Origin of the sequence: Cognatishimia activa, assembly GCF_001458335.1 — a bacterium.
Classification (GTDB): Bacteria; Pseudomonadota; Alphaproteobacteria; order Rhodobacterales; family Rhodobacteraceae; genus Cognatishimia; species Cognatishimia activa.
The window spans coordinates 78,139-104,818 of record NZ_CYTO01000007.1 but is presented as its reverse complement, the minus strand read 5'-3'; the positions used below and the strand labels follow the sequence as shown (position 1 = coordinate 104,818).

Genomic DNA, 26,680 nt, shown 5'->3' with positions numbered 1-26,680 from the left:
CCTGCCAGCGTATTGCGCCGAGGCAAGCAACCGCCGCAAGTAACATGGAGATGGGCGCGTAGGTGAGGATCTTTATGCCGTCGTTGATTTGCGTCTGGTCGATCATCCCGAAACTTAGAGCTGCAGCGCAGGTTGCTAACATCAGAATGGTAACTGATTTTTGAAATGGGCGCCGCAGTTCAATGGGGAACACAACGCTATTTGACCGCATCAAACGGATGGCCGCTATGGTGGTGGCTAATCCAACCAACGCTTGACCAACTGAGAGAGTAAAAAGCCCAAACGGCGCGAGAGTTGCGGTTACAACGATAAGCGCGACCGTCCAAATCGTGTTGTGCCGCAAGGCGCTGAGGTTCAGGTCGTGCGCTGCAAATAGGGGTTCTAAAACGCGCTGCCCAGATAGGGCCAAGCCCCTTAGGCAGAGGGCGTAAAATGCTGGGATGGCCAAGCCGTATGACGGATCGAAAAGCGCGCGAATATGGGTGGGTCCAAAGACTATCGACAACACAGCCATGATCCCTGCAGCGACAAAATTTGCGCTGAGGAAGTCCGTTGCCAAGCTGCCCGTCGGCTGATGGTTTCGGACCTGACGTGCGAAACTCTTCAGTGCCATATTGCGCAAGGGCAAAGCGACCACATCAATGGCAGCATTCGCAAGCCGATTGGCGATGCGGTAGAGACCTGACTCTGATGTGGAAAAGAAGAAGGCAAGTAAGAGATCGGTGCCAAAATTTGCGAAGAATTCAAGCAGCCGGGTTCCGTAAAGGCCTCGCGAAAATTTGGCAGCTTCACGCAGGATCAGCCAATCCATCCTCCAGTTTGGGATGTATCGATTGGCGCCACAGAACGTAATAAGCCCAAGCCCGACACGACAGGCGCGATAGGCCAGCAATGCGTAGATGCTCGGCCACAAAAGAAGTAAGGTAATGCCTGCCGCTAAACCCCCAAGGTTGCTGAATGTGAGGCAATTGAAATAGGCCCGCATCCGTTCTTGGCGCGTTAGGCAAGCGGAAGCCCAGGCGATCACGGCCGCGCCGGGTTGTAGCAGGCCAAGCCCGATCATTGGTGCGGCGAGGTCAGGAGACTGGAATACCATTGCCAGCCAAGGCGCGGCGATAACCATTGTCCCTCCTGACAAAGCGCCTATTCCCAAGATGACCCAAAACATACTCGACTGCACCGCTACATCATCGCGTTCAGAGCGCACCACATAGTGATAGAAACCGGAATGCATCATGGTTGTCGCCAGCTCGACGAAAACCATCGCAAGCATGAAGGTTCCATAATCTGAAAGCGGCAAGAAGCGCGCTGCGAGCAACATGATCACAAAGGATGCGACTTGTTGCGACCCAGCACCAAGCATGGCGAGCATGGCGATTGAAAGCGGTCGCTGCCGGCTATGGGCTTGGCTATCCTCGCGCACGCGGAGAAATCCTTTTTCGTAAAGAGATTGTTAAAACTTCCTGAGATATCCCATCAAATTGTAAACAAAACCTTCACTCCGGCTGTCGCAAATGGCGTTCGATGGCTTGGTCGCTGGGTGATCTTAGGCATTTGATTTGACTGTTATTGGAAGCGCAGGAAACCAAGGGAACGTACGTTCGCGATCAGAGGTCGCCGAACGGGATGAGTGGCGTTCCTATGCGGACATTGAGGGGGGCGAAGCGCGGGATGTGTTTTTGTCTCTTTGGCGACGCAAGTGGCATATCTTGGCTTGCGGGTTCTTCCTGGGGCTCGCCATGTTCTCGATTTCGGCGCGTCAGACCGAACTGTATACCGCTGAAGCCACGATGATCCTTGATCCGCGTACCCATCATTTCGTGGCGGCGCAATCGCGCGTTGTGGAGGATTTAGAGCTTTCGAATGCGGTGGTTGAAAGTGCAGTCGCGGTGCTGCGGGCCAAGCAAACGATGCAGTCTGTTGTTGACGTGATTGGGCTCGATGCGTTTGAAAATACTTGGTTTGAAGGTCGTTCCTACGGCGTAGCGGGTGCGCTGCTAGATCGTGGGAAAGCGCTGATATCCTCGGACAGGCGGCTCGACGATGTGACAGTGGTCACATCAGATACGCTACGACAACGTCACGTGGTCGTCTCATTGCTGCAAGGCACGCATGTCGAGCGTTTGGGGAAATCCTATGTGATCCGGCTATCTGTCACGACGGCGGATCCGGTGATCTCAGCACACGTCGCGAACCAACTTTTGGCAGAGTATATTGATCGTGACGTGAGGCAGCGACGGCAGGTTGCCGAGGCGGCGGCAGGGTGGTTGATAACTCAGGTAGAGCAGCGTCGTGCCGAGCTGTTGGCACAAGAAGCAGAGATTCAGAGATTTCAGCGCGCTTGGCTCGCGGCGGATGGCCGGACCGACGCTGTGCTTGAGCAACAGGTTGCCGAACTGAACCGAGAGCAGGCTATTGTGCGTGCCGAGACAGTTGCCGAAGCGGCACGTCTAAAGCGTTTAGAAGAAACGCTTCTGGAAGGCGGTGCAATTGCGGTGGCGGAGACCCAAAATTCGGCTCTTTTCTTAGATCTACGCGCACGCTCTCAGGCCTTAAAAAACGATGCGGAGCGTTTAGCAATCAGCGCGGGAGAGAACCACCCGGACCGCCTGAAACTACTGACCGATCTCAAACTAGTTGCGCAAGATATGTCGGCTGAGGTCGGGCATTTGATCGAGTCGCATCGGGCAGAAGTGGCTGTGCTGGTTGAGCGGGAAGCAAGTTTGGCACGGGATATCGATGCGCTTGAAGTGCTGCGTGTTGATGCAGCGCAGTCGAGGTTAGAACTCAGTCAGTTGGAAGCTGAGCGAGACATTGTGAAAGCAAACTATGTGGAGTTGTCCTCGCGTCTAAACACGGTGCAGGCACAGGCAGACATCCAACGGGCTAAAGCGCGCGTCTTGACCGCTGCGCAGATGCCAACGGGCCCGTCTGCCCCGAGGCCCAAACTGATTGGGTTCTTTGGGCTTTGTATCGGCACCAGCTTGGGTTTTATATTGGTTCTGGCGTTCGAGGCGATGGGCTCAGGTTTTAATGCGTCACGCGAGTTAGAGCGGGTGACCGGTGCTCCGGTGTTGGCGCATTTACCGGCGTTGCCGACAAGGGCAATGCTCGGAGATGTTTTTTGGGACCGAGACGGTCGAAATCGTCTGCTCAAGGACAGGTTGCGACGCCTTTGCATCAGGTTGGGTGCCAGCTCGGATGGCGGATGTCATACCGTACTTTTATGCGGCTTTCATGCAGGGTCTGTTCGCAATGAAGTGAACCTTGCGATCTCGGATTTGCTGCAATCAGAGAACCTGCGCGTTTGCATTCTGGAGATCGACGGAATTGAAGAGGCACCATTACGCCCGGAGAGGGTTTGGCTGAACGACACGGCAGAATTCGCAACCCATGACCGCTTGGACTTAGCAGGCGAAGACAAGACTGCGCCTCCCATTGACCAGCGGATCAGAGCTTTGAAAGAAGAGCATGATGTCTTGTTGGTTGTTGCCTCAGATCTGACGAAGGTGATCGCTGCTTGGATCGACGAGATCGACGAGGTGGTCTTGACTGTTCAGTATCGCCGAACCCATCGCAGAGCTCTGATTCACGTTCTGGATACGCTTGCGGAAATCGGGCCCATGCCGATCAGTTTTCTATTTTCTGCGGTGCCTGAAAGGTTCGATCCCGGGTACTAAAAATTTGCGAAATTTTGACCGGCTTAATCGAAATTTAACGGCCCTAAAGTCAGATCAATTTTAGCAAAATACTAAAGAAATCAAACGTTCTGCGGATCTGTCCGCGCAACGCTTTGTGCGCCTTTTCCGGCGTGCAGAGCGAGGCGTTTTGTTTGGTTCATTTTGCCTTTTTGAAGCGGTGTAATTTTCAAGGAGAAAAAAAGATGACTGATCTCTATTTGGCGGCAGAGACTGTTGAGACTGAGCGTTCGGATCCTTGTCTGTATGAGGGGCAGTACATAACCCGTTTTAAGCGTTTCTTTGATGTCACTCTTGTTCTGTTGACACTGCCGGTGATCGTGCCTGTGGTTTTCGTGCTCTGGACCGTCGTCCGATTGGATGGAGGGCCGGGTTTTTTTCTACATCAGCGAATTGGGCTGAAGGGGCGTCCGTTTCAATGTCTGAAAATCCGATCCATGAACCCGGGCGCGCCAGAACAATTGGGGGCTATCCTATCAAATGATCCAGCGCTGCAGTCGCAATGGCGCACGAAAAGAAAACTTGAGAACGACCCAAGGATCACTCGGATTGGTCGGTTCTTGCGGCAAACCAGTTTGGATGAGCTGCCACAGCTTTGGAATGTTCTTCGCGGGGAAATGAGCCTTGTTGGACCGCGCCCGGTGCCACTTGACGAGCTCGCAAACTACGCGTCGAGCCGGCAAATCTATGAGGCGATGCGTCCAGGTATTACCGGACTTTGGCAAATCTCTGGGCGGAATTCAGTGAGCTATCAAGAGCGCATTCAATTGGATGCGCGGTATTTAGAAATCCGTTCGTTGAAGGTCGATGTGATGATCTTGTGGCGCACTTTGCGGCTGGTTGTTCAGCCGAATGGCATTTGAGTCTTTTGGAAATGGAGAAACGTCTATGCGCATAGCCATCGCGATTTGTTCTGTGGGCCGCCCTGAAATCTTGCGACATACATTAAGGGTCCTTGAGCGTCAGACGACGTGTCCAAGTGATGTGTTGTTGGTGGTGTGCAACGAAAGCGATCTGCCAGATTTTGATTTTGAGGGGTGCTCGCTCAAAATCTCTGTTCGCTACAGTGCCAAGGGGCTGACCCGGCAACGGAACGCCGCGCTCGACGCGTTGAAGGAAAGAAGTGATTTTATTTTTTTCATGGATGATGACTACTTGCCCTCAAAGACCGCGCTTGATGCAATTCAAAACGTGTTTCGGACCAATCCAGACGTCGTAGGGATCACCGGTAAGCTGCTGGCGGATGGTATAACACACGGCGGGATCGATCGGCCGGTGGCAGAAGAAATGCTATTGGCCCATGAACGCTCTGAAATTCTTGGGTCAGCACCTTCGCATGGAGTGGCCGTCGCCAGTCTCTACGGTTGTAATATGGCGCTTCGGTGCGCGGCGATTGGTGATACTCGGTTTGATGAAAATCTGCCGCTTTATGGATGGCAGGAAGATGTGGATTTCTCCATGCGGTTGCCTGGCAAGAAGCTTCAAAGCGACAGGCTCGTCGGCGTTCATTTGGGGACGCCTTTGGGCAGAGAGACGTCAGGTGTTCGGCTGGGTTACAGTCAAGTTGTGAATGTTTGGTACCTTTGGAAGAAAGGATCGCTGCGCACGAGTTATGGGCTGCGGCTGGTGGCGAAAAATGTTCTGGCTAACTTGATCAAGTCCTTTGGTTCAGAACCATGGATTGATCGAAAGGCGCGGGCTTATGGGAATTGGCGTGGGTTTGCAGATATTGGTTTCGGAAGGGCACACCCGACGCGCGTGCAACGATTTGCCGTAAAATCGCCTAAATTTTAAGCTTTGGCTAATCCGAAAGGGATATATCCCAACCAAATGTACTTGAGTATGACCGGATGATCAGAGGAAGCGTTGAAAATTTAGGCAAAACTCGAGATAGAGACAGAAACGAAATCGCGTCAACTAGGTGTTACGGTCTAAAGCGTACAAAGTTTTTGAAAAAAATGTTAGAAGTCTGCTCAAAAGGTAAGGTTTTATGAATAGAAAAGTCACAAAAGCGATTTTCCCAGTTGCCGGAATGGGAACTCGGTTCCTGCCTGCAACAAAATCGGTTCCGAAGGAAATTATGACTTTGGTGGATCGGCCACTGATCCAATACGCGATTGATGAGGCGCGCGCGGCAGGTATTACGGAATTCATCTTCGTGACGTCACGCGGCAAAGGGGCTCTTGAGGATTATTTTGATCACGCACCGCAACTGGAGGCGAGCCTTGAAGCCAAAGGCAAAACAGCTCTTTGAATAGCCCCTAGTTTCCTAGACGCCTTCTTGTTTGTCGTTTAACTGTCTGTTTTCAAAATCGACGGGCGACAGCATCCCGTTTCTGGCATGTTTTCTTTTCGGGTTGTAGAACATTTCGATGTAGTCGAAGATGTCTTGTCGCGCGATTTCGCGGGTTTTGTAGGTTTTTCTTCGAATACGTTCACGTTTCAACAAATTGAAGAAGCTTTCGGCAACCGCATTGTCGTGACAATTTCCGCGCCGGCTCATGGAATGAACGATGTGATGGTCGCGTAAAAATGACGCCCAATCCCTGCTTGTGAATTGTGATCCTTGATCGGTGTGGACAAGTAATCCAGCAGAGGGCTTGCGCCGCCATAGCGCCGTTATTAGGGCCTTGATGACTAAATCAGTTGGTTGTCTTGACTGTGTCGCCCAGCCGACGACGCGTCGCGAAAACAAATCAATGACGACGGCCAGATAAAGCCAGCCCTCACGGGTTCTGATGTATGTAATATCAGCTACCCAGACGCGATTAGGCGCATCGACATCGAACTGGCGATCCAGCGTGTTGTCGACAACAACAGATGGTTTGCCACCGTGATTGCTTGGCTTGGCTTTGTATCCGATTTGGGCGCGAATGCCCGCCAATCTTGCAAGTCTGGCCACGCGGTTCTCAGACACGCTTTCACCCATATCGATGAGATCGTCGTGGATTTTGCGATAGCCATAAATTTTACCGCTGTCCTGCCAGGCCTTCTCGATCAGCTTGGTTTGGCGCCGATCTTCCATCGCACGCAGGCTTAACGGATTTTTAATCCATGCGTAAAACCCGCTGAAATGAACGCCCAAAACACGGCACATCGTCCGAATTGTGAATTGCGCCCTATGCTCCAAGATAAAACCGTACTTCACTTTGCATTCTTCGCGAAGTACGTGGCGGCCTTTTTTAGGATGTCACGTTCCTCCGTCACACGCGCCAGTTCTCTCTTAAGCCTGCGAACTTCGGCATCAGAATCCGATGACGGATTAATCTTCGCCGGAAACTTCTTCATCCATTGATACAGCGAGTGTGTACTAACACCTAAACGCTCAGAAACTTCCCGAACAGCATATCCCCGAACGGTAATTTGATGCACCGCATCGCGCTTAAACTCATCGCTAAAATTTGGCTTCCCCATAGTGACCTCCTGTCCTCAAAATTAGGGCAGAAGGCGTCTACAATTCTAGGGGCTATTCACTTCTTAAAACTCTTAAGGACACCAACATGGAGTCGGGAGCGGTCGCCTATGTGCGTCAGCACAAAGCTAAAGGTTTGGGGCACGCTGTCTGGTGCGCACGTCGCTTGATTGGTGACGAGCCTGTTGCTGTCCTTTTGCCTGACGATGTGATTGCAGCGGAAACTCCATGCCTTCAACAGATGGTCGAAGCCTATGAGGAAACCGGCGGTAACATGGTAGCTGCAATGGAAGTGCCTGTTGCTAAAGCGTCCTCCTATGGTATTCTGGACGTAAAAGAAGATCACGGTTCAATGGTGTCTGTGAAAGGTATGGTTGAAAAACCAGCCGAAGGTACCGCACCGTCAAATTTGGCGGTTATTGGTCGGTATATTCTTTCCCCAAATGTTTTGGACAATTTAGACACAACACAAGCTGGGGCGGGTGGCGAAATTCAATTGACCGACGCAATCGCGAAGCAAATTAACTCTAGCGAAGGCGTCTATGGCTACCGTTTCCGTGGTCAGCGTTTTGATTGTGGGTCAAAGGCTGGATTCCTACAGGCAACTGTATCGTTTGGGCTTGCGCGTGACGATCTGCGGGATGAGCTTTCTCAGTACTTGCAAGAGATCGCTTTGACACAACAGGCTGCCGAATAACGGGCAGCTCCTGTTGATTGCAGTTTGCGAACCATCAAAAGCCCGTTCGCGTCCTCGGACGCGACGGGACATGCTATAATGAATGTGACCCCCTTTTAAAATTTGTCTTGTTGAGGGATAAGTCCAGCCCATGGCAAAGGCAAAGAAATCCAAAGCTCCAACAGTGCTTGAACGCATCGAATATGGCATCATTCGCATCATTCTGTCGGTGATCCATGCGATGCCTTATCGTGTACGCATTGCTGCTATGGGGCGGGTGATGCAGCATGTGATCGCGCCGCTTGCTGGGTATAGTCGCCGTGTGCAGGAAAACCTTGAACTGGTCGTTCCAGAAATCCCTGAAGCGCAGCGCAAGGCACTGGTCGGACGCACGTCAAACAATATTGGCCGGACCTTGGCTGAATTATTCTCACCAAATGACTTTGCTCCGAGAGCGCGTCAAATTGAACTTAGCGGACCCGGAGTCGCTGCGATTGATGAAGCGCGCGTGTCGGGCAAATCAATCATTTTTGTCTCTGGCCATTTTGGGAACTACGATGTCATCCGGGCGGCTTTGATTGCGCGAGGCTTGGATGTTGGCGGTCTCTACCGCCGTATGAACAATCCATTGTTCCACGACTATTACGTGAACAACATTTCCACCATCGGCACACCACTTTTTGAACGAGGACGCAAAGGGTTGGGCCAGATGCTGCGCCACCTCAAAAAGGGCGGCTCTTTGGCGGCTTTGATCGACGTACGCGCTGGCTCTGGCGAAGAGCTGAGGTTCTTTGGACATCCGGCGTGGACTGCAGTGTCTATGGCGGAGATGGCTGAGAAATATGATGCTTTGTTGGTGCCGTGTTTCGCCGTGCGTCAAGAAGATGGTATTTCCTTTGAGGCGATTATTGAAGAGCCGATCCCGTCTGGAACGCCCGAAGCGATGACTCAGGCCTATAACGATATTCTGGAGCGTCATGTGCGCGAGAATATGGATCAGTGGTTCTGGTTTCACCGCCGCTGGAAGCCAATCCATAATGCCAAAACGCCTTAACACGCGATTTGACGTCTCACATGGCTCGACAGCTGCCAACATCGCAGGTAAGCGGAAAGCGCGATTGGGAGTGAATGGGTCGGGCAATTGGCGGACGGATCAATGATATTGCGAGCTTATTTGGGGCTGACCCGAATACTGCAGCCGGTCTACCGTTTCGCAGTCATGCGACGTCTCAAATCGGGTAAGGAACATGCGACTCGTTATCCCGAACGATTTGGCATTGCCACTCAAGAGCGACCAGAAGGCAAACTGATTTGGATGCACGCTGCTAGTGTTGGCGAAACCCAGTCTTTGCTTGGCCTGATCCCTGCATTGCTTGCGGAGCGCGAGGACCTCACCATCCTGGTGACAAGCGGCACCGTCACCTCCGCGGAGTTGATGGATCGAGACCTGCCACCCGGTGCGATTCACCAGTTCGCGCCGGTCGATACAGTGCGGTCAACGCGACGCTTTTTGGACCATTGGCAACCGGACATGGCAATTTGGGTCGAGAGTGAGATCTGGCCGCGCATGCTGGTGGAAACCAAGAAACGCAACATCCCGATGATGCTTCTGAACGCAAGGGTTTCTGGACAAACTCTGAACCGATGGCGCATGGCACGTAAAGCCGCGGTGCGATTGTTTGAAATGTTCGACCAAATCTTGGTCCAGGATCAGGCGACCGATGATCTTCTGCAAAGCATTGGGGTCAAAAAAGACCGGCGTATGCTGACAGGGTCCCTGAAATCAGAACTCGCCCCTGCGCTGCCAGCGGTTTCGGATTCGGACGAGTTGCTCAAGATACTGAAGACACGCAAACTCTGGTTGGCGGCTTCAACGCACCCGGGCGAAGACCAAATTGTTTTGGATGCTCATCGCCTTTTTGCGTCGGACACACTCCTCATCCTCGTTCCGCGCCATCCTGAACGCGGCTCCGAGGTTGCGAAATTGGCTGTCGACGCGGGATTTAATGTGGCGCGCCGGTCATTGGGTGACACGCTGACGGACGATGCAGATGTCTATGTTGCAGATACTTTGGGGGAACTCGGCCTTTGGTACCGAGCGGCCCCTATCAGTTTTGTGGGAGGCAGCTTGACCCCGATTGGCGGGCATAACCCGTTTGAACCAATCTTGCTTGGTTCGAACGTCGTGACCGGGCCACACACCGGCAACTTTTCAGATATCTTTGCTCAGTTGGATGCGGTTCAGGGACGTTTGGTTGCCCAATCCGCAAACGAGCTAGCCGAACAGGTCGCTCCTTTAATGGACCGATTGGTTGGTCAGGCGATGTTGGATCGTGCAAAGCGGTGTGTTCAAGGTGGCGGCGCAGTGACATCGGTTGCTCGTGATGCAATTTTGGTGCGGCTGGGTTTGTCAGAATAGCATTAATTCAAGAATTGCTGACATACGGCTTTTTGCTTGAAATTATCGAAAATTAAATTCCTACTTTTTTCGTCTCTAGCGTGTGTTAACTATTTATTATGAGTGATGTTTTGCGGTGGGTGCGCCTGTGTTTGGAAGGTTAGTATATTGAAACAAAAGGTAAAAATTCTTGCAGCGTCTATTTTAACGCCTTTGGTTCTAGCTGGTTGTGGCGGCGGTGAGGACACTGCTGACCCCGGTATGCCAACGGCCACTAGCGCAACGCTTCTTGCTTCTTTTTTAGACAATCTGGACAGCGTTCGATCCGCAGCGAATTTGTTGGTTGATAATGACCGGCGTTATACAAATCAGCAGACTACGGGTCATTTAGAAATTAATGGAAATGGCCGATATGATCCAGACGAAGAACCAACGTTAGGGAATAGTCCTATCCGGAATTCCGGGATTCATTACGCCCACGCAGCAGGGCTGACCGGTGCTGGTGAAACGATTGCGATTTCAGATAGCGGGTTCCTCACGAGCCACGAAACTCTGAGCGGCAAAACTCTGACGACCGGAGCAGGTGTCACCGTAGACGACCACGGAACCTTTGTTGCATCTGTCGCCGCCGGAGTTTCGTCAAATATGATCGGGGTAGCGCCCGGTGCAGACCTGGTTTTGGGCATGATTTCCTTGGATGGGCTGACTGTTTCCACGAGTAGCCTGACCGCCACCGCGAACGCAGCAGCAACAGCCGGGGCGGTTGCATTGAACAATTCTTGGGGCCTTTCAGGTGTCGATGCGACGACGGCAAATTACAATGGGTTTTTCTCTTCTTCAGGTGGGCGCGACTATTTGAACGCCCTGAAGAACTATGCCCAAAACGGGATTGTTTTGTTCGCGGTTGCCAATGAAGAACCGCCAGTTCCGTCTGTCGGGCTTTTGGCTGGTCTGCCGCTCTTTGAACCCACTTTGCAAGATAGCTGGCTTGCTGTCGTCAATGCGATGCCAGAGCAAGTTGGTGACGATATCGTTTCTGCGACCCTCCTTTCAAGTGCGTGTCATTCCGCAGCGGCTTGGTGTATTGCCGCCGATGGCACTTGGCTCGGTGCCGTTGATGCATCTATTGCTAGTTATGCTTACAATACGGGTACATCGTTTGCTGCACCGACCGTCGCAGGGGCTTTAGCACTTCTAGCCGAAGCGTTCCCGACCATGACACATCAAGAACTGCGGATCCGTCTTTTGGCGTCTGCAGACAACGATTTCGCTGAGTTCACTCAGGCGGGGACAATTACTTTAGCGCCCGGATTTAACCACGCCTACAGCAATGAGTTTGGGCACGGTTTCCTTGACGTGGCTGCGGCGCTTCTGCCGATTGGCACGACTGTGACAACCACCTCGAACGGAACTGAGATTGACCTCAAACAGCCATTGGTCGTTGCCGGTGGGGCCAGCGGTGATGCAGTCTCGCGCGCCCTACAGAACGTTGAGGTTGCCACAAAGGACTCACTTTCAGCGAGTTTTGGTGTTCAGGGCTCCGCTCTGGTCGTCAACAATTCGATTGCACCCCTCTTTTCCAACGACGATGTCGCACGGTTTGATGATGTGCAGGAAACAAGCTTTGGCGGCGCAGCCTTCTTTGGCGACGGGCACCATATACCGATGGACTGGGGTGATTCCGACATGAGTTTTGCGTTCTACCATAAGAGCGAGATCGGATCAGAGTCCTTGGGCTTCGGCGCAAGCCGCAGCTTCGACTTGGATGTGGCGACATTTGAGGTGAGCGCTGCTTTCGGCGATGATACATCTGCGCTTTTGTCCGATTGGAACGGCGGGACAAGCAGCTCTCTTGTCTCTGTAGGCATGGCTTTGGCGGCAGATCTATCCGAGGCGGCACAGATTAAGTTTGAGGCGGGCTTTGCTTCTGGTCGTGAGGCTTCTGCCCTTGGGCAATCGGCGAACGTGATTATGAACGCCGCGTCCTTGTCGATCGCACAGCAAGACCTGTTCAAGCGCGGAGACAGTATTACCGCCTCTCTGGCTTTGCCGGCGGCGATCAGTCACGGTTCCACGTCAATCGGCCTAGAGGTCTTTGCCGCCGACGGCACAACCTCTATGCGCCACATTCCAATTGATCTCTCTCCTGAGAAACGTGAAGTGCGTTTGTCATTAACGTATCAGCGCCCTATTTCGGATCGATCCAATTTGGGTGTTTCTTTTGTTCATGCACAAAACCGCGGTCATATCGCAGGCCGCGATGAAACGGGCATGATGTTTGGGATTAACACGCGGTTCTAAGCTGAATTTAGATACCAAGGCTAAGAACAAAAAAGCCGGCCGAGAGAACCCCTCTCGGCCGGCTTTTTAATTTGAAACGCTCTTTGTCTTAGCTGATCGCTTGGCGCTAGGACCAAGCGCTCATTTGCATCCGTTATGATGCCGCCTTTTTCTTTTCAACCACGTTGGACAAAACATACAGGCTGCCCGCGGTGACGATTGCGCCGGACAGCATATACATCGCCGTAGCCGCTAGTCCGAACTGTGCTGCCAAGAACAGGCCCACGAGCGGCGCGAAGGCTGCGCCTAAGATCCAGGAGAGGTTCGTTGCCAGCGCGCTACCAGAATAGCGGAACTTAGGCTCGAAGCGGTTTGGAACGATGGTGCTTGATTGTCCGTAGGACAGACCCAGCAGCATAAAACCAAGAATGATGTAGATCGCTGGCTGTGTGGCCAGGGTGCCGATGCTGAGGCAAAGCAGTGGTACAAGCGCGCAGCTGATCCAAAGCACAACACGGCGGGAGAAACGGTCTGCTAGGACACCGGAGAGAATGACTGTCCCGATCGCCAATGTGCCGCCGATGAGCTCGTAAAGCAGGATATCTGTTAGCGAGAAATCCGTGAACAAGATCGCGTAGCTCAGTGGGAAGACGGTGACCATGTGGAAAAGTGCATAGCTGCAAAGCGGCAGCAAGGCGGACAAAAGAATCGTACGACCCTCGGAACGCAGCAGCTCTGACAGCGGGGCTGACTTCATCGACGTTTCGCCGTCGGCACCGAAATCGGTTGTGAGAAGGCGGAGGCGTGCAAAAAGTGCCACAACATTCACCGCCATGACTGCGAAGAAGGCAAAGCGCCATCCGTAAGAATAAAATTCTTCGGGGGTTAGAAAGCCTTCGAGCACGTAAAACAGCGATGCTGCAACGCAGAAACCGATCGGTCCACCAAGCTGTGGAACCATGCCGTAGAGGCCTTCGCGGTTTTTGGGAGCTGCTGATTTGAGCTGCAGGGTGATTCCGTCCCAAGCGCCGCCAAGTCCAAGGCCTTGCAAGAAGCGCAAAACGCCTAGGCTGAGAGGGGCTAGCCAGCCGATTTTTTCATAGCTTGGCAGCAGGCCAATGGTCACCGTTGAGCAACCTAAAACCATCAAAGCGAGGGTGATTTTGCCGCCTCGACCGATCTTGTGTTGCAGGGTCCGGCTTGCCATGCTTGCGATGGGCCGAGCTAAAAATGCCAGTGAAAACAGTGCGAAAGACCACATTGTCCCTGTCAAAGGGTCTAGATGTGGGAAGAACACAGTAGGGAACACCATCGCTGATGCGATAGCGTAAACAAAGAAGCCGAAGAAATCGGTTACGCGCGCCATGACCACTGTTGTGACAACGTCATCAAGGTTTACATGGTGAAGCGTAGCTGCCTCGGTATTCGCCATTACTTTATCTCTCCTGAACAGTCGGTGACCTCGCTACGGGGTCGCACATTTCAGACGTTGCTGCGACATTAAAACCCGAAGGCGTGGACGAATGTCGCAGTGCAGCATCTTGCACCCAATGTCCACACCCGTTATTGCCACACCCGCAAGGCAGTCTGCTCCTCCCCGTGGTGCTGTCCAGCTAAATTCCGATAACAAAGACTGGTTTCCAATGCGGTTTTCTAGGCTGGCTCTACTATTGAGCCTGACATTTCTGTTCGCCGGATGCAATTTGACAGTGCTCAATCCGTCCGGTGACATCGCGCAGCAACAGGGCGACTTGATCGTCTACGCAACGGTTTTGATGTTGATCGTCATCATCCCTGTCACTGCACTCACAATCTTCTTCGCGGTCAAGTATCGCCAATCCAACGAAAACGCGACTTACGAGCCGGAGTGGGATCACTCTGTGAGCCTTGAGATCGTCGTATGGGCGGTGCCTTTGGCAATTATCATCTGTCTCGCAGGTCTGACTTGGGTCGCGACACACCGTCTGGAACCATATGATGATCTAAAGCGGATCTCGGCAGAAAAGCCGATCGATCCAACCGTCGAGCCGCTGGAGGTTCAGGTGGTTGCTTTGGATTGGAAGTGGCTTTTCATTTATCCGGAACAAGGCATCGCCGTTGTAAACGAGGCAGCAGCGATTGTTGACCGTCCGGTAGAGTGGAAGATCACCTCTAACACCGTGATGAACGCTTTCTACATTCCCGAGATGGCGGGCATGATCTATGCGATGGCTGGCATGGAAACCGAGCTGAACGCCGTGATCAACGCACCGGGCACGTTCAAAGGCATTTCCGCAAACTACAGCGGTATCGGCTTTTCGCACATGAACTTTGATTTCCACGCCGTGGATGAGGCCGGTTTTGATGTTTGGGTTGAAAAGGTGAAAACCTCAGCCGACGTGTTGGACCGTTCGAACTTTGATCGTCTGCAAGAGCAGACCACGAAACACCCAGTCGAATATTTCGGCGCGGTTGAAGACGGTATCTGGGACAAGATCCTGAACATGTGCGCGGGTGAAGAAGAGCTTTGCCTGAACGATATGATGATGGTGGATGCCCTAGGCGGTGGTGGCCTTGAAGGCCTTTACAACCGCGAGCTCTTCCGCGGGCTCTGCTCTGCCGATGATCCAGAAGCGCTGTTCCTTCTGCTGCGCAAGGATCTTGAACAATCCAAAGGTGAAGTGATTCACGCCATGAGCTTGATCCCGCCTTCTGAAGTCACTGAACAAAAGCTTGAGGCACACTGACAATGGCAAGCTCAAACGCACATGTTTCTGAGCACAGCAGCGACGCTGTCAGCTCGGTCCACTGGTTCTGGGGTAAGCTAGACTGGGACATCTTCCCATTCTACGACCCGGTCATCTTCGGCACATTCATCGGCACTTGCATTCTGGGTGCCGTGGTTGTGGCGGCTCTAACGTATTTCCGCCTATGGGGTTATCTCTGGAAAGAGTGGTTCACCTCCATCGACCATAAGAAAATCGGTATCATGTATATGATACTGGCGGTCATCATGTTGGTGCGTGGCTTTGCCGATGCGCTGTTGATGCGTCTGCACCAAGCCTTGGCCTCGGCTGGATATGTCGGCTTCTTGCCGTCTTATCACTACGATCAGGTTTTCACCGTTCATGGCGTGATCATGATCTTCTTTGTCGCGATGCCATTTGTGACCGGCTTCATGAACTACGTGATGCCTTTGCAGATCGGTGCACGCGACGTGGCCTTCCCGTTCCTGAATAACTTCAGCTTCTGGTTAACGGTGTCCGGCGCGGTTCTTATTATGATCTCTCTGTTTGTGGGTGAGTTCGCGGCGACTGGTTGGCTCGCTTATCCGCCGCTATCGGGGCTGACCTTTAGTCCGGGCGTGGGCATGGACTATTACCTTTGGTCTTTGAACATCGCCGGTATCGGGACGACGCTGTCAGGCATCAACTTGATCGTGACCTTGGTGAAAATGCGCGCGCCGGGCATGACCTGGATGAAGATGCCAATCTTTTGCTGGACCACTTTGTGTACCAACGTCTTGATTGTCGCGAGTTTCCCAATTCTGTCTGCAACTTTGGCGCTGCTGACCGCAGACCGGTATCTGGGCACCCACTTCTTCACCAATGACGGTGGTGGGAACCCAATGATGTATGTGAACCTGATTTGGATCTGGGGTCACCCAGAGGTGTACATCCTGACGATCCCGGTCTTTGGTATCTTTTCCGAGATCGTGCCAACATTCACCAAGAAGCGTCTGTTTGGCTACACATCCATGGTTTACGCGACCTGCGTGATCATGATCCTGAGCTACATCGTTTGGCTGCACCACTTCTTCACAATGGGTGCGGGCGCTGACGTGAACTCGTTCTTCGGGATCACGACAATGATTATCTCGATCCCAACGGGAGCCAAGCTCTTTAACTGGCTTTTCACTATGTACAAAGGTCGGATTCGTTATGAGCTTCCGATGCTTTGGGTTGTGGCCTTCATGCTGACCTTTGTGGTCGGTGGTATGACGGGCGTACTATTGGCGGTTCCGCCTGCGGACTACGTGTTGCACAACTCGCTCTTCCTGATCGCGCATTTCCATAATGTGATCATCGGTGGTGTGGTCTTTGGTATCTTCGCCGGTATCAACTATTGGTGGCCAAAAGCCTTTGGTTTCCACCTACACCGCGGCTGGGGAATGCTCAGCTTCTGGGGTTGGACAATCGGTTTCTGGTTCGCCTTCATGCCGCTTTACATCATGGGGCTGATGGGTGTGACCCGCCGTTTGAGTCAGTTCGAAGACACCTTCTATGCAGGGTATTTCTTCGTTGCTCTCATTGGTGCCTTGATGATTGCGGTGGGTGTTCTCGCCTTTATCATGCAAATCGTCTGGTCGATCTACAAACGCGATGAGTTGAAATGTGGCGATGACCCTTGGGGCACTGGCCGTACGTTGGAATGGGCGACCACCTCTCCTCCACCATATTACAACTTTGCTTTCACGCCGCGGGTCTATGCGATCGACGCATTCCAGCACATGAAGGATAACGGCTATAAAGGCCGCCCAACGGAAGGCTTCACGCCGATCCATATGCCGCATTACACCGGTAGCGGAATCATCATCTCGGGCTTCATGACGGTGATGGGCTTTGCGCTTATCTGGCACGTCTGGTGGCTTGCAGCATTGACCTTCTTTGCTTCCGTGGTCTGGGGCATCGCCCATACCTTTAACTACAACCGCGACTATTACATTCCGGCAGACGAGGTTCGTGACATCGAACTGAAATCCGCCCCAGTCGCTACACCTGCGGAGTAACGCCAATGGCCGCTTCAATCGCCAGCCCCGCTCCTGAAGGCGGTTACGAGTTCTACGTAACCGAGGACCCGCACGCGCATGATGGTCATCACGATGGTGATGACCACGAGCACCACCACGAAACCGGCACCATGCTCGGTTTCTGGATCTACCTGATGAGTGACTGCCTGATCTTTGGCATTCTCTTTGCGGTCTATGCGGTGCTTGGGCAGTCATATGCAGCCGGACCTGCGCCGATCGATCTGTTCGAGTTGGACAAGATCGCTTGGGCCACAGCATGGCTGCTGCTGTCTTCGATCACTTATGGGTTCGCCATGATCAAGATGCACGAAGACAAGAAGAACATGATGATGTTCTGGCTTGTTGTGACCGGCGTCTTTGGTCTGGCCTTCCTTTACATGTCGATCGAGGAATTCATGCACCTTTGGCACATCGGTGCCGGTCCGGGTGAGTCAGCCTTCCTGTCGGCCTTCTGGACCTTGGTGGGCACGCACGGTTTGCACGTCACATGCGGCGCGCTGTGGCTGGTCATCTTGCTGATCCAAGTCCAGATGCATGGTCTGACCCATGAAAACAAACGCCGGATTTCCTGCCTGAGCTTGTTCTGGCACTTCCTCGATCTGATTTGGATCGGTGTGTTCTCTTATGTCTACTTGATTGGGGTGTTGCTATGAGCGCAGATACTCACGATTCCGCAAAGGCCTATCGCGACTACCTGATGGGCTTCATCTTCTCGGTCATCCTGACGGTCATCCCGTTTTACTTCGTGATGACAGGGGCGATCAGTGACACCAACACTGTGATCGCGATTGTTGTGGTAATGGGTGCCATTCAGGTGCTGGTGCACGTCTATTACTTCCTGCACGTGACAGTGAGCGCGGAGGATGGCTGGCAAGCGATGTCCTTGCTGTTCTCAGCCATCTTGCTTGTGATCATTCTGGCAGGCTCCATCTGGGTGATTTCACACCTGCATGAGAACATGATGCCAGCGCACGAACAGATCGAGCGGGTTCGCAACCTGCCTTGATGCTGCTTAAGTGTTGAATATGAGTACTGAAAAAGACAATAAGCGCCCGCTCTGGGTGGATGTAATCATCCTCATCCTGGCGGGCGCTGCTTTTTTGGCGATGATCTTGCTGGGCAACTGGCAGGTGAAACGCTTGGCCTGGAAGCTGGATCTGATCGAGCGTGTTGAGGCGAGCGCCTATGGTGATCCCGTCGACGCTAAGCCCGATGAGGCGATGCCTGAGTACCTTCGCGTTAAGACCGATGGGGCCTTTCAGCACGACAAAGCTCTTACTGTGAAAGCGTTGACCGATCTTGGTGCGGGTGCGTGGGTGCTCACGCCATTGCAAACCGAAGATGCGGTTTTTTGGGTCAATCGTGGATTTGTCCCTTCAGGTCTTTCACCGGATGAATGGACCAATCCTGTTGGTGACGTTGAGATCATTGGTCTTGCAAGGCCATCTGTTCCCGAAGGCACCGCGCTTGAGAAGAACGACCCAAGCGCCAATCGTTGGGTGTCGGTTGATCTCGAAGCGATGGATACCGCGTTTAACGTCGAAAGCGCGCCTTACTTCATCGCGATGGAGCACGTTGGTGAGCCAGCCACATGGCCGCGCGGTGGGTTGACGAAGCTCGAATTCCGCAACAGCCACCTAAGCTATGCGCTGACATGGTATGGCATGGCATTGCTGTTCTTTGCCGCCATGGCTTTCGTGATCTGGGATCGTGTCAAAAGCCACCGCACCAGCCCAGATCAAACCTAACGCTGGGAGGTCTGCCAGTTCGGATTGTACCACGGCTCGGCATTTGAAGGGGCAAGGCGTCGTCCGAGGATATGGTCAGCGGCTTTTTCTCCCGTCATGATGGATGGACCGTTCAGGTTGCCATTGGTTATGCGCGGGAAGATCGAGCTGTCGGCGACACGCAGACCGTCGATACCAATCACCCTACATTCCGGGTCGACAACGGACATCGGATCATCCACCGCACCCATTTTGCATGTGCCGCAAGGGTGGTAGGCGCTTTCAAGATGCTCGCGTAAGAAGCCGTCGATTTCATTATCAGATTGTAAGGCATCGCCGGGTTGGATTTCATGTTTCACATGGGATTGCATCGCGTCCTGCGCGAAAATCTCGCGGGTTAAGCGCACACATTTGCGGAAGTCGGTCCAATCTTTCTCCGTGGACATGTAGTTAAAGAAGATCCTTGGTGCGTCTTTCGGGTCGGCGGACTTCAAAGTGATTTCACCGCGTGAATCAGACCGCATTGGGCCCACATGGGCTTGGAAGCCATGACCCTCTGCCGCGACCTTTCCGTCATAGCGCACCGCAAGCGGCAGGAAATGGTATTGGATGTCAGGGTAGTCCACGCCTTTGTCGGAGCGGATGAACGCCGCGCTTTCAAATTGGTTTGACGCGCCAAGGCCGGTTTTGGTGAATAGCCATTGCGCCCCAACCCAGGCTTTGCCGAGGAGGTTCCAATATTTAAAAAGCGTGATCGGTTGTTTTGCTGCGAACTGGAAGTAGAACTCCAAGTGGTCTTGTAAGTTCTTGCCTACGCCGGGGCGGTCGACGATCACGTCGATCCCGTGTTCCGCAAGGTGCCCCGCAGGCCCAATGCCTGACAGCATGAGCAGCTTCGGGGAATTGATAGAAGATGCGGCCAAGATGACTTCCGCATTCGCACTGATCACCTCGATCTTGCCGCCACGCTCAACTTCGACGCCAACGGCGCGTCCGTTTTCAATGACCACTTTTCGTGCAAACGCGCGGATGAGATCGCAATTGTCGCGCGCCAAAGCCGGTTTCAGATAGGCGTTGGCTGCGGACCAGCGCTGCCCTTTGTAGACGGTCATCTCCATAGGGCCGAAGCCCTCTTGCTGTTCGCCGTTGTAGTCTTGGGTGACCGGGTAGCCCGCTTGTTCACCAGCGGAAACAAAGGCTTCGTGTAACGGGTTATCCCTTGGGCCACGGGTTACGTGGAGCGGACCATCGCTGCCGCGCCAGTCAGGATCCCCGCCATGACCGCGATCATTCCAGGTTTCCATGCGTTTGAAATAGGGCAACACATCCGCGAAGTCCCAGCCATGGGCGCCGCTTTCAGACCAGTATTTGTAGTCGCCCGCATGTCCGCGCACATAGACCATACCGTTGATCGAGGAAGACCCACCGATTACTTTGCCGCGCGGGGTGACCAGCTCGCGGTTGTTGAGCTGTGGTTCGGGTTCGGATTTATAGCCCCAATCATAGCGAGACATATTCATGGGATAACTCAGCGCACCAGGCATCTGAATGAAAGGTCCCGCATCGGTGCCGCCGTGTTCAATCACCAAGACCGATTTACCCGCTTCAGACAGGCGATAGGCCATGGCACAGCCCGCGCTGCCCGCTCCGACAATCACATAATCCGCATTCATGGCTTTACTTTCGATTGGCTGGGTTGGTGAGGATCAGAACGCTGCTTCTACGTCGCCCATGCGGACGTAGACGGACTTCACTTGGCTGAAATGGTTGATGGCTTCTTTGGAGTTTTCACGTCCAACCCCAGAGGCCTTTACGCCACCAAAGGGGGCTTCGACCGGGGCGTCATTGTAGGAGTTGATAAAGCAACTGCCCGCTTCCATCTGACCGATCACCCTGTGGGCGCGGCTCAGGTCATTTGTGAAAACACCTGCAGAAAGACCAAACTCGGTGGCATTGGCGCGGGCGATGACCTCTTCCTCAGTTTCGAAATCGAGCACGGCCATGACAGGCCCAAAGATCTCTTCTTGAGCGATCACCATGTCATCAGTCACGTCGGCGAAAACGGTTGGCTTGATATAGTAACCGTCCATATCCGCACGTTCGCCGCCGCAAATCAGGCGTGCGCCTTCGGCTTTGCCCTTTTCAATGTAGCCAAGAACGATGTTCATCTGGTTCTCAGTCACCATTGGCCCGAAGTTTGTTTCCTCGTCCAAAGGATTCCCGAGGATTGCGTTGTTGGTGCGTTCCGCGAGGCTTTTGAGGAACTCTTCTTTGATGTTCTTGTGTACAAAGACCCGGGTGCCGTTTGAGCAGACTTGGCCCGAGGAATAGAAGTTTCCGTTGATCGCACCGCCGACGGCGTTGTCAATATCTGCATCGTCAAAGATGATCAGGGGTGACTTTCCGCCCAACTCCATGGTGACGTGTTTCATGCCTGAAGCGGCAGCGGCGTAGACCTTTTTGCCAGTTGGCACAGAACCGGTGAGGGAGACTTTGTCGACCCGCGGATCCGTGACCAGTGCACCGCCCACTTCGCCCATGCCCTGGATGACATTGTAGAGCCCCGCAGGCAGTCCTGCTTCATGCAAAATCTCGGCGACTTTGAGCGCGCAGAGCGGTGTCGTCTCGGATGGCTTGAAAACCATGGCATTGCCACAGGCCAGCGCCGGAGCGCCTTTCCAGCACGCAATTTGTGTCGGGTAGTTCCATGCGCCGATCCCGACGCAAAGGCCGAGCGGTTCACGCACCGTGTAAACCCAGTCTTCGCCCATGGGGATGTGTTCGCCTGTCAGGCTGCCCGCCAAGCCGCCGAAATATTCCAGCGCATCGGCACCGGACGTGGCATCAGCCACCAGCGTTTCTTGCAGAGGTTTGCCCGTATCATAGGTTTCAAGCACCGAGAGTTCGTGGTTGCGGTCACGGATGATATCGGCCGCGCGGCGCAAGATGCGGCCGCGCTCTGTTCCCGTCATCTTGGCCCATTCTTTTTGGGCGGCTTTCGCAGATGAAAGGGCTTGCTCCACGATATCGGGCGTCGCCGCATGCACGGTGGCGATGCGTTCTCCGGTGGCAGCGTAGATCACTGGGATCTCTGTGCCGGATGTGTCTTCGACATAAGCGCCATTGATAAAATGGCTGGCGGTTGGTTGTGCAGGATGGGTCATGTTCAATGCCTTCGGCGAGGATATTTGGACCAAAAAGAAAGCGCTTTGCGTTATTCCCCGCGGGGGAAGCGTTTGCTGTCTTCTAGGGTGTCGAGATTCATGTGATTGCGCATGTAGCTTTGCGAGGCGTCTTGCATCGGTTGAAACTCCCAAGCGGTGTGCTTGCCTTCACGCAGCGCGTCATAAACGACCCAGCGGCGGGCCTGGCTGGCACGGATGTCTGCATCAAAGGCGTCAAGGTCCCAGCGCGCTTCCGATTTGGCGCGAAGTGTTGCCAGGGTTCCAGCGTGGGCGGGTTCGTCAGCGAGATTGTTTAGCTCGTGCGGGTCTGCGTCCAGATCAAAGAGCTGGTCTGGGTCTAAGGCGCAGCGGTTGTATTTCCACTTGCCGTAGCGCAGGGATACGAGCGGCGCGTAAGACGCCTCGGCTGTGTATTCAATCGCGACGGGTTCAGTACGGGTTTCGCCGTTGGCGAGCGGGACAAGGTTTTGGCCATCGCTCCATGGGGCAATGGTTTCGGGGTCGATGCCTGCCAACGCCGCCAGTGTTGGCGTGATATCTATCGTGGATACAGGCGTGTCGATCTGGCCCTCAGTCATATTAGGCGCAGCGATCATCATCGGCACACGCGAAGAGCCTTCAAAGAAGCTCATTTTGAACCAAAGGCCGCGCTCGCCCAACATATCGCCGTGATCAGAAACGAAGACGATGATGGCCTCTTGGCGGGTGGTTTCGAGCACTTCCAGGATCTCGCCGATTTTGTCATCGAGATATGAGATATTGGCGAAGTAACCTCGGCGCGCGCGTTTGATATTGTCTTCTGTGATGTCGAAATTGCGCCAGTCATTGGCGTCAAAAATGCGTTTGGAATGGGGGTCGTGATCCTCGTAATCCATCGCCGGGATTTCGGGGAGAAGATGGCCACAATCCTCGTAAAGGTCCCAATATTTGCGCCGTGCCACATACGGGTCATGGGGATGGGTGAAGCTGACGGTCAGGCACCAAGGGCGGGCATCCTGACCACGGGATAAGTCGTAGAGTTTTGACTTGGCGTGGTGGGTGACCTCGTCGTCGTATTCCATCTGGTTGGTGGTTTCGGCCACGCCAGCGCCGGTGACGCTGCCCATATTGTGGTACCACCAATCGATGCGTTCGCCCGGCTTGCGATAGTCCGGGGTCCAGCCGAAATCGGCCGGGTAGATGTCTGTGGTCAGGCGTTCTTCAAAACCGTGGAGCTGGTCCGCGCCCACAAAGTGCATCTTGCCGCTGAGACAAGTGTAATAGCCAGCTCTGCGCAGGTGGTGGGCGTAGGTGGGGATGTCGCTGCGGAACTCGGCGGCATTGTCGTAGACGCCGGTTTTTGATGGCAATTGGCCTGCCATAAAGCTCGCGCGGGATGGTCCGCAGAGCGGCGACGCGCAGTATGCATTGGAAAAGCGTGTGGAGCGTTCGGCGAGTTTTTTCAAATTAGGTGTGTGTAGCCAATCTGCTGGCCCATCCGGAAAAAGCGTGCCGGTCAGCTGGTCCACCATCAGGATGAGAATATTCGGAGACGCCATCGCAGATCACACTTCTCTTGGGTTGGTCCGGCCTCCAACAAAACGGCGGAGGCCGGGGTTTTCAAATGGTTAGTGAACGGTTTCGATCTTGCTGAAATCCAATTCGTTTTCTTCAGGGCTTGCGTTGATCGCCATAACCTCTTTGCCTTTGAAGAGGATGATGTAGGCCAGACACGCCACATAAAGCCCGATCACCACGGCGCCGATCCATTGGATTTGCAGCCACTGGCTTTGGAACAACAGCGTCAGCACAAAGAGCACCACGGCATTGCCCAGAATATAAGGCAGCTTTCCAAGTTTTTGCACTGTCAGACCAAGGTTGTCGGTGTAGAGGCGGATCAGTGAGTCAAAGGAGTTGATCACGAAGATCACGCCCACAACAGCCATGGAGATGTTGATCATCAGCGTCAGCTCGATGCTGTTTAGGTGGTAGTAGTATAGCACCGAGAACCAAATCCCGAGCGGGATCGACGGGAAGATCAAGAGCGCCGAAAGCACCTGCCAAGTCTTCAGGCCGCCCACGAAACGCGAGGTGAACTGACCGATCATGATGGACCATGCGAACCACCAGAACAGGTAGAACTCGTGATAGTCCGTCAATGGCAGGATGAACTTGTGAATATTCGAAAAGTAGCCGCCAATGTTTGACGCTGTGCCAAAGAAGGCGCCGATGCCCATTCCAGAGAAGATCCACATGCCCAGGATCAGCACGGCAAACAGGACCGAGGAGCCAAGCGACAAGATGCGGACGTATTTGATGTCTGTGGACGAGAAGGCCGCAAACAGGATCACCAAGAACACAACCACATAGAACGGGGTGATAACGCTTTCGCCGTCACCAACGAAGGTCGCATAATAGGGCAGATAGATCAGGAACAACGCGCCAGTGAAGGCGCAGGTGCCGATGATCACGATGTTGTTGATCAGCTTCACAATGCCGATCTCGAAGAACTTCACCTTTGGTTCGATGACGCAGAAGTAGAATGTCGTCAGGAAGTAAAAACCCCAGATCAGGAAGCCCCAAAAGCCGAATTCAAGCGCCAGCGGGTTGGTGAACCCATAGGCAGGTTCAGCGGCCGTGTCGGCATAAAGAGGGAAGTCCCAAGCGAGCGGGAACATGATCAGCCCCACGTCTAAGCCAGACGTGAAAAGAATTGCGATGAAAGTCAGAAGCGGGACTGGTGTCACGCCAACCACGGTGACATTCCACCATTTGATGACGCAGAAAGCGACGAGCGCAAACGCCAGTAAGATCCCTGCGGAAATTAAAACGGTCATTTTCACCTCCCAGTGAAAGAGATCGGCCGGTGTCTCCGGTCCGTATGAGTTTTTGCCAATTGGACGCGGCGCGATTGCTGCTCGATCCCGTTGGTGTCGACACAAGAGCAAAAATTAAATGATCATTCAAGTTTTTGGTTGAGTTTTCATATATTGAAACCAAAGCCAGAGTAGCGCACACTTGTTCCATGGGCCGAAAACGCATCCGGGATATTCGCAATGAAGAGCTGATTGAGGCGACAATTGTTGCCGTGCATCAGTATGGCTATGCGACTGTTACGATGACAGAAATTGCGCGTGAAGCTGGAACAACGGCCGCATCCATTAGCTACTATTTCGGGTCTAAAGACGGGCTCATGGAAGCAACAATGCGGTATCTTCTGCAAAAGCTTACGGCCGCTGTCGTCGCTGGATATAATCAAGCCAAGTCACCCATCGACCGCTTTTACGCCATTCTGGATGCCAATTTTGACGACTCACTTTTCACAGTCGAACAATGCAGCCTTTGGGTTCAGTTCTGGGCGTCCGCACCTTATCAGCCACGTTTGGCGCGTATCCAAGAGATCAACCGTCAGCGGGTGCGTAGCCATTTCCGAGCCGAGCTAAAGCATCTGGTGCCAGACGCAGAGGTCGATGTCGTACGGCGCGCGCTGCAAAGCTACATGGATGGGGTTTGGTTGCAGGCGACACAGTCCGAAGGGGCACTGAATGCGGCCGCCGCTCGGGCCGAAGCACGCCGCGTTGCGGATCTGTTATTGGGCCATGCCGCATAGCGCGCGGGAGGCGACCTAAAGATCTGCGCCGCGGTTGCGTTTGAAGACTTCGACTTCGCTAAGCATGATGTCTGCTAGTTCTTGGAGGCGGCGTTTTGTCAGGCGGAAGGCGGGACCGGAAATCGAAATTCCCGCTTCAACTTTTCCCATCATTGACGGAACCGGCACGGCCACGCAATTCATGCCCTCTGAAAGTTCCTCGTAGTCAAATCCGATCTGTTTTTCACGTACGGTTTGCAGCTCTTTGCGCAGACCCTCAGGGGCTGCGATGGTGTGGGGAGTGTAGCTCACCAAATCCAACTTCATGTAATCTTCGATGAAGTCGGCCTCTTGAAAGGCGAGGATTGCTTTACCCACAGAGGTTGCATGCAGCTCACACCGTTTGCCGATCTGAAAGTCCACCGCAACAAGTTGCTGACCTTTCGCGCGACGGGTGAGAAGCGTTTCGCTGCCTGAAAGCTCAGAGTAGTGACAAGTCTCTCCCGTGCGCTGGGCGACCCGCTCCAAAAGCGCGTCCACTTGTCGGCCGTGGTCGTCGGATTCAAGTAGCGGCGCGGCGAGCGTCAAGATGCGTCCGGATAGTGAAAACCGTTTCGTCGCCGGGTCCATGACCAGGTATCCGGCGTCGGCAATTGTGCGCAGCATCCGGTAAACCGTGACCCGATCCATGCCCAATTCCCGCGCGAGCTCCGCAGCGGATGCTGGCGTGCGTTGTGCGCTGACAGCTTCCAGAACATGGAAGGCTTTTAGAACGGTAGAACTCTTGTTCGAATCGCGTTTCATCACGGTCTCCGGTTGTTTCAATATGTGTACGATATGGTGAGTATATTGGTCAAATGGAAATTGCGCGTGGTCATATAAGCCTACGGATTTTCGTCTGTACGCAGATAAAATTCATAAAAAACAATAGGCTGATAGTTTTTCAG

20 protein-coding genes and 2 pseudogenes are annotated in these 26,680 nt (G+C 53.6%); 14 read left to right on the top strand and 8 right to left on the bottom strand.

The window, feature by feature from the left end:
• Positions 1–1,423: oligosaccharide flippase family protein (locus TA5113_RS03315; RefSeq protein WP_058316610.1), on the bottom strand; the 1,423-nt coding region annotated here is incomplete at its 3' end.
• Between the two features lie 136 nt (positions 1,424–1,559).
• Here TA5113_RS03315 and TA5113_RS03310 point away from each other — a divergent pair.
• From TA5113_RS03310 to TA5113_RS03295, 4 genes and pseudogenes are all read left to right on the top strand, one after another.
• The gene (locus TA5113_RS03310; RefSeq protein ID WP_058316248.1) at positions 1,560–3,680 is read left to right on the top strand and encodes a GumC family protein; all 2,121 of its coding nucleotides are present in this window, start codon (positions 1,560–1,562) and stop codon (positions 3,678–3,680) included.
• Positions 3,681–3,883: 203 nt separating this feature from the next.
• Complete coding sequence (locus tag TA5113_RS03305; RefSeq protein WP_058316333.1) at positions 3,884–4,561, top strand: sugar transferase; 678 nt, start codon at positions 3,884–3,886, stop codon at positions 4,559–4,561.
• A 25-nt stretch (positions 4,562–4,586) separates the two neighbouring features.
• On the top strand, positions 4,587–5,492 hold the full coding sequence (locus TA5113_RS03300; protein ID WP_058316609.1) for a glycosyltransferase family 2 protein: 906 nt from the start codon (positions 4,587–4,589) through the stop codon (positions 5,490–5,492).
• Positions 5,493–5,688: 196 nt separating this feature from the next.
• Positions 5,689–5,949 (top strand): annotated as a pseudogene (locus TA5113_RS03295) (sugar phosphate nucleotidyltransferase); the annotation flags it as partial.
• Positions 5,950–5,967: 18 nt separating this feature from the next.
• Here TA5113_RS03295 and TA5113_RS03290 read toward each other — a convergent pair.
• Positions 5,968–7,112 (bottom strand): IS3 family transposase gene (locus TA5113_RS03290; protein ID WP_106387453.1). Its coding sequence is split into 2 segments (ribosomal slippage): positions 5,968–6,872 and positions 6,872–7,112, totalling 1,146 coding nucleotides; the frame shifts between segments, so codons are not numbered across the junction.
• A gap of 59 nt (positions 7,113–7,171) precedes the next feature.
• Between TA5113_RS03290 and TA5113_RS03280 the strand changes: the two are divergent.
• From TA5113_RS03280 to TA5113_RS03265, 4 genes and pseudogenes are all read left to right on the top strand, one after another.
• Positions 7,172–7,807 (top strand): annotated as a pseudogene (locus TA5113_RS03280) (UTP--glucose-1-phosphate uridylyltransferase); the annotation flags it as partial.
• Between the two features lie 130 nt (positions 7,808–7,937).
• Positions 7,938–8,840 (top strand): lysophospholipid acyltransferase family protein, encoded by a 903-nt coding sequence (locus TA5113_RS03275; RefSeq protein ID WP_058316251.1) that lies wholly within the window; start codon positions 7,938–7,940, stop codon positions 8,838–8,840.
• Positions 8,841–8,942: 102 nt separating this feature from the next.
• Positions 8,943–10,205, top strand: a complete 1,263-nt coding sequence (locus TA5113_RS03270) for a 3-deoxy-D-manno-octulosonic acid transferase (protein ID WP_058316252.1) — start codon at positions 8,943–8,945, stop codon at positions 10,203–10,205.
• 147 nt (positions 10,206–10,352) lie between these two features.
• On the top strand, positions 10,353–12,485 hold the full coding sequence (locus tag TA5113_RS03265; protein ID WP_058316253.1) for a S8 family serine peptidase: 2,133 nt from the start codon (positions 10,353–10,355) through the stop codon (positions 12,483–12,485).
• 133 nt (positions 12,486–12,618) lie between these two features.
• Here the strand turns inward: TA5113_RS03265 and TA5113_RS03260 are convergent, their stop codons facing one another.
• A complete protein-coding gene (locus tag TA5113_RS03260; protein ID WP_058316254.1) occupies positions 12,619–13,896 on the bottom strand; it encodes an MFS transporter in 1,278 nt (425 codons plus the stop codon).
• A gap of 211 nt (positions 13,897–14,107) precedes the next feature.
• Between TA5113_RS03260 and cyoA the strand changes: the two genes are divergently transcribed.
• Genes cyoA through TA5113_RS03235 form a run of 5 tightly spaced genes read left to right on the top strand, consistent with a single transcriptional unit; the run spans position 14,108 to position 19,001 of the window.
• Positions 14,108–15,190 carry a ubiquinol oxidase subunit II gene (gene cyoA / locus TA5113_RS03255; protein WP_058316255.1) on the top strand — a complete coding sequence of 361 codons (1,083 nt, stop codon included), beginning with the start codon at positions 14,108–14,110 and terminating at the stop codon, positions 15,188–15,190.
• Between the two features lie 2 nt (positions 15,191–15,192).
• Entirely contained in the window at positions 15,193–17,232 is a 2,040-nt protein-coding gene (gene cyoB, locus TA5113_RS03250) for a cytochrome o ubiquinol oxidase subunit I (protein WP_058316256.1), read from the top strand.
• 5 nt (positions 17,233–17,237) lie between these two features.
• Positions 17,238–17,906: a cytochrome o ubiquinol oxidase subunit III gene (gene cyoC / locus TA5113_RS03245; protein ID WP_058316257.1), complete on the top strand. Its 669-nt coding sequence runs from the start codon at positions 17,238–17,240 to the stop codon at positions 17,904–17,906.
• Entirely contained in the window at positions 17,903–18,259 is a 357-nt protein-coding gene (gene cyoD, locus TA5113_RS03240; protein ID WP_058316258.1) for a cytochrome o ubiquinol oxidase subunit IV, read from the top strand. Before cyoC ends, cyoD begins: the two co-directional genes overlap by 4 nt.
• 19 nt (positions 18,260–18,278) lie before the next feature.
• Positions 18,279–19,001 (top strand): SURF1 family protein, encoded by a 723-nt coding sequence (locus tag TA5113_RS03235; RefSeq protein ID WP_058316259.1) that lies wholly within the window; start codon positions 18,279–18,281, stop codon positions 18,999–19,001.
• Here TA5113_RS03235 and betA read toward each other — a convergent pair.
• The 4 genes from betA to TA5113_RS03215 form a co-directional block, all read right to left on the bottom strand.
• Positions 18,998–20,653, bottom strand: coding sequence for a choline dehydrogenase (betA, locus tag TA5113_RS03230; RefSeq protein ID WP_058316260.1), 1,656 nt, complete (start codon positions 20,651–20,653; stop codon positions 18,998–19,000). The genes TA5113_RS03235 and betA overlap by 4 nt on opposite strands.
• A gap of 33 nt (positions 20,654–20,686) precedes the next feature.
• Positions 20,687–22,144, bottom strand: a complete 1,458-nt coding sequence (betB, locus tag TA5113_RS03225) for a betaine-aldehyde dehydrogenase (RefSeq protein WP_058316261.1) — start codon at positions 22,142–22,144, stop codon at positions 20,687–20,689.
• Positions 22,145–22,194: 50 nt separating this feature from the next.
• Complete coding sequence (betC, locus tag TA5113_RS03220) at positions 22,195–23,703, bottom strand: choline-sulfatase (RefSeq protein ID WP_058316262.1); 1,509 nt, start codon at positions 23,701–23,703, stop codon at positions 22,195–22,197.
• Between the two features lie 69 nt (positions 23,704–23,772).
• Positions 23,773–24,981, bottom strand: a complete 1,209-nt coding sequence (locus TA5113_RS03215) for a BCCT family transporter (RefSeq protein ID WP_058316263.1) — start codon at positions 24,979–24,981, stop codon at positions 23,773–23,775.
• Positions 24,982–25,169: 188 nt separating this feature from the next.
• On the opposite strand from TA5113_RS03215, the gene betI reads away from it, so the two are divergent.
• Positions 25,170–25,754 carry a choline-binding transcriptional repressor BetI gene (gene betI, locus TA5113_RS03210; RefSeq protein ID WP_058316264.1) on the top strand — a complete coding sequence of 195 codons (585 nt, stop codon included), beginning with the start codon at positions 25,170–25,172 and terminating at the stop codon, positions 25,752–25,754.
• A gap of 15 nt (positions 25,755–25,769) precedes the next feature.
• Here betI and TA5113_RS03205 read toward each other — a convergent pair whose 3' ends face one another.
• Positions 25,770–26,537 carry an IclR family transcriptional regulator gene (locus TA5113_RS03205; RefSeq protein WP_058316606.1) on the bottom strand — a complete coding sequence of 256 codons (768 nt, stop codon included), beginning with the start codon at positions 26,535–26,537 and terminating at the stop codon, positions 25,770–25,772.
• Positions 26,538–26,680: the final 143 nt, after the last annotated feature.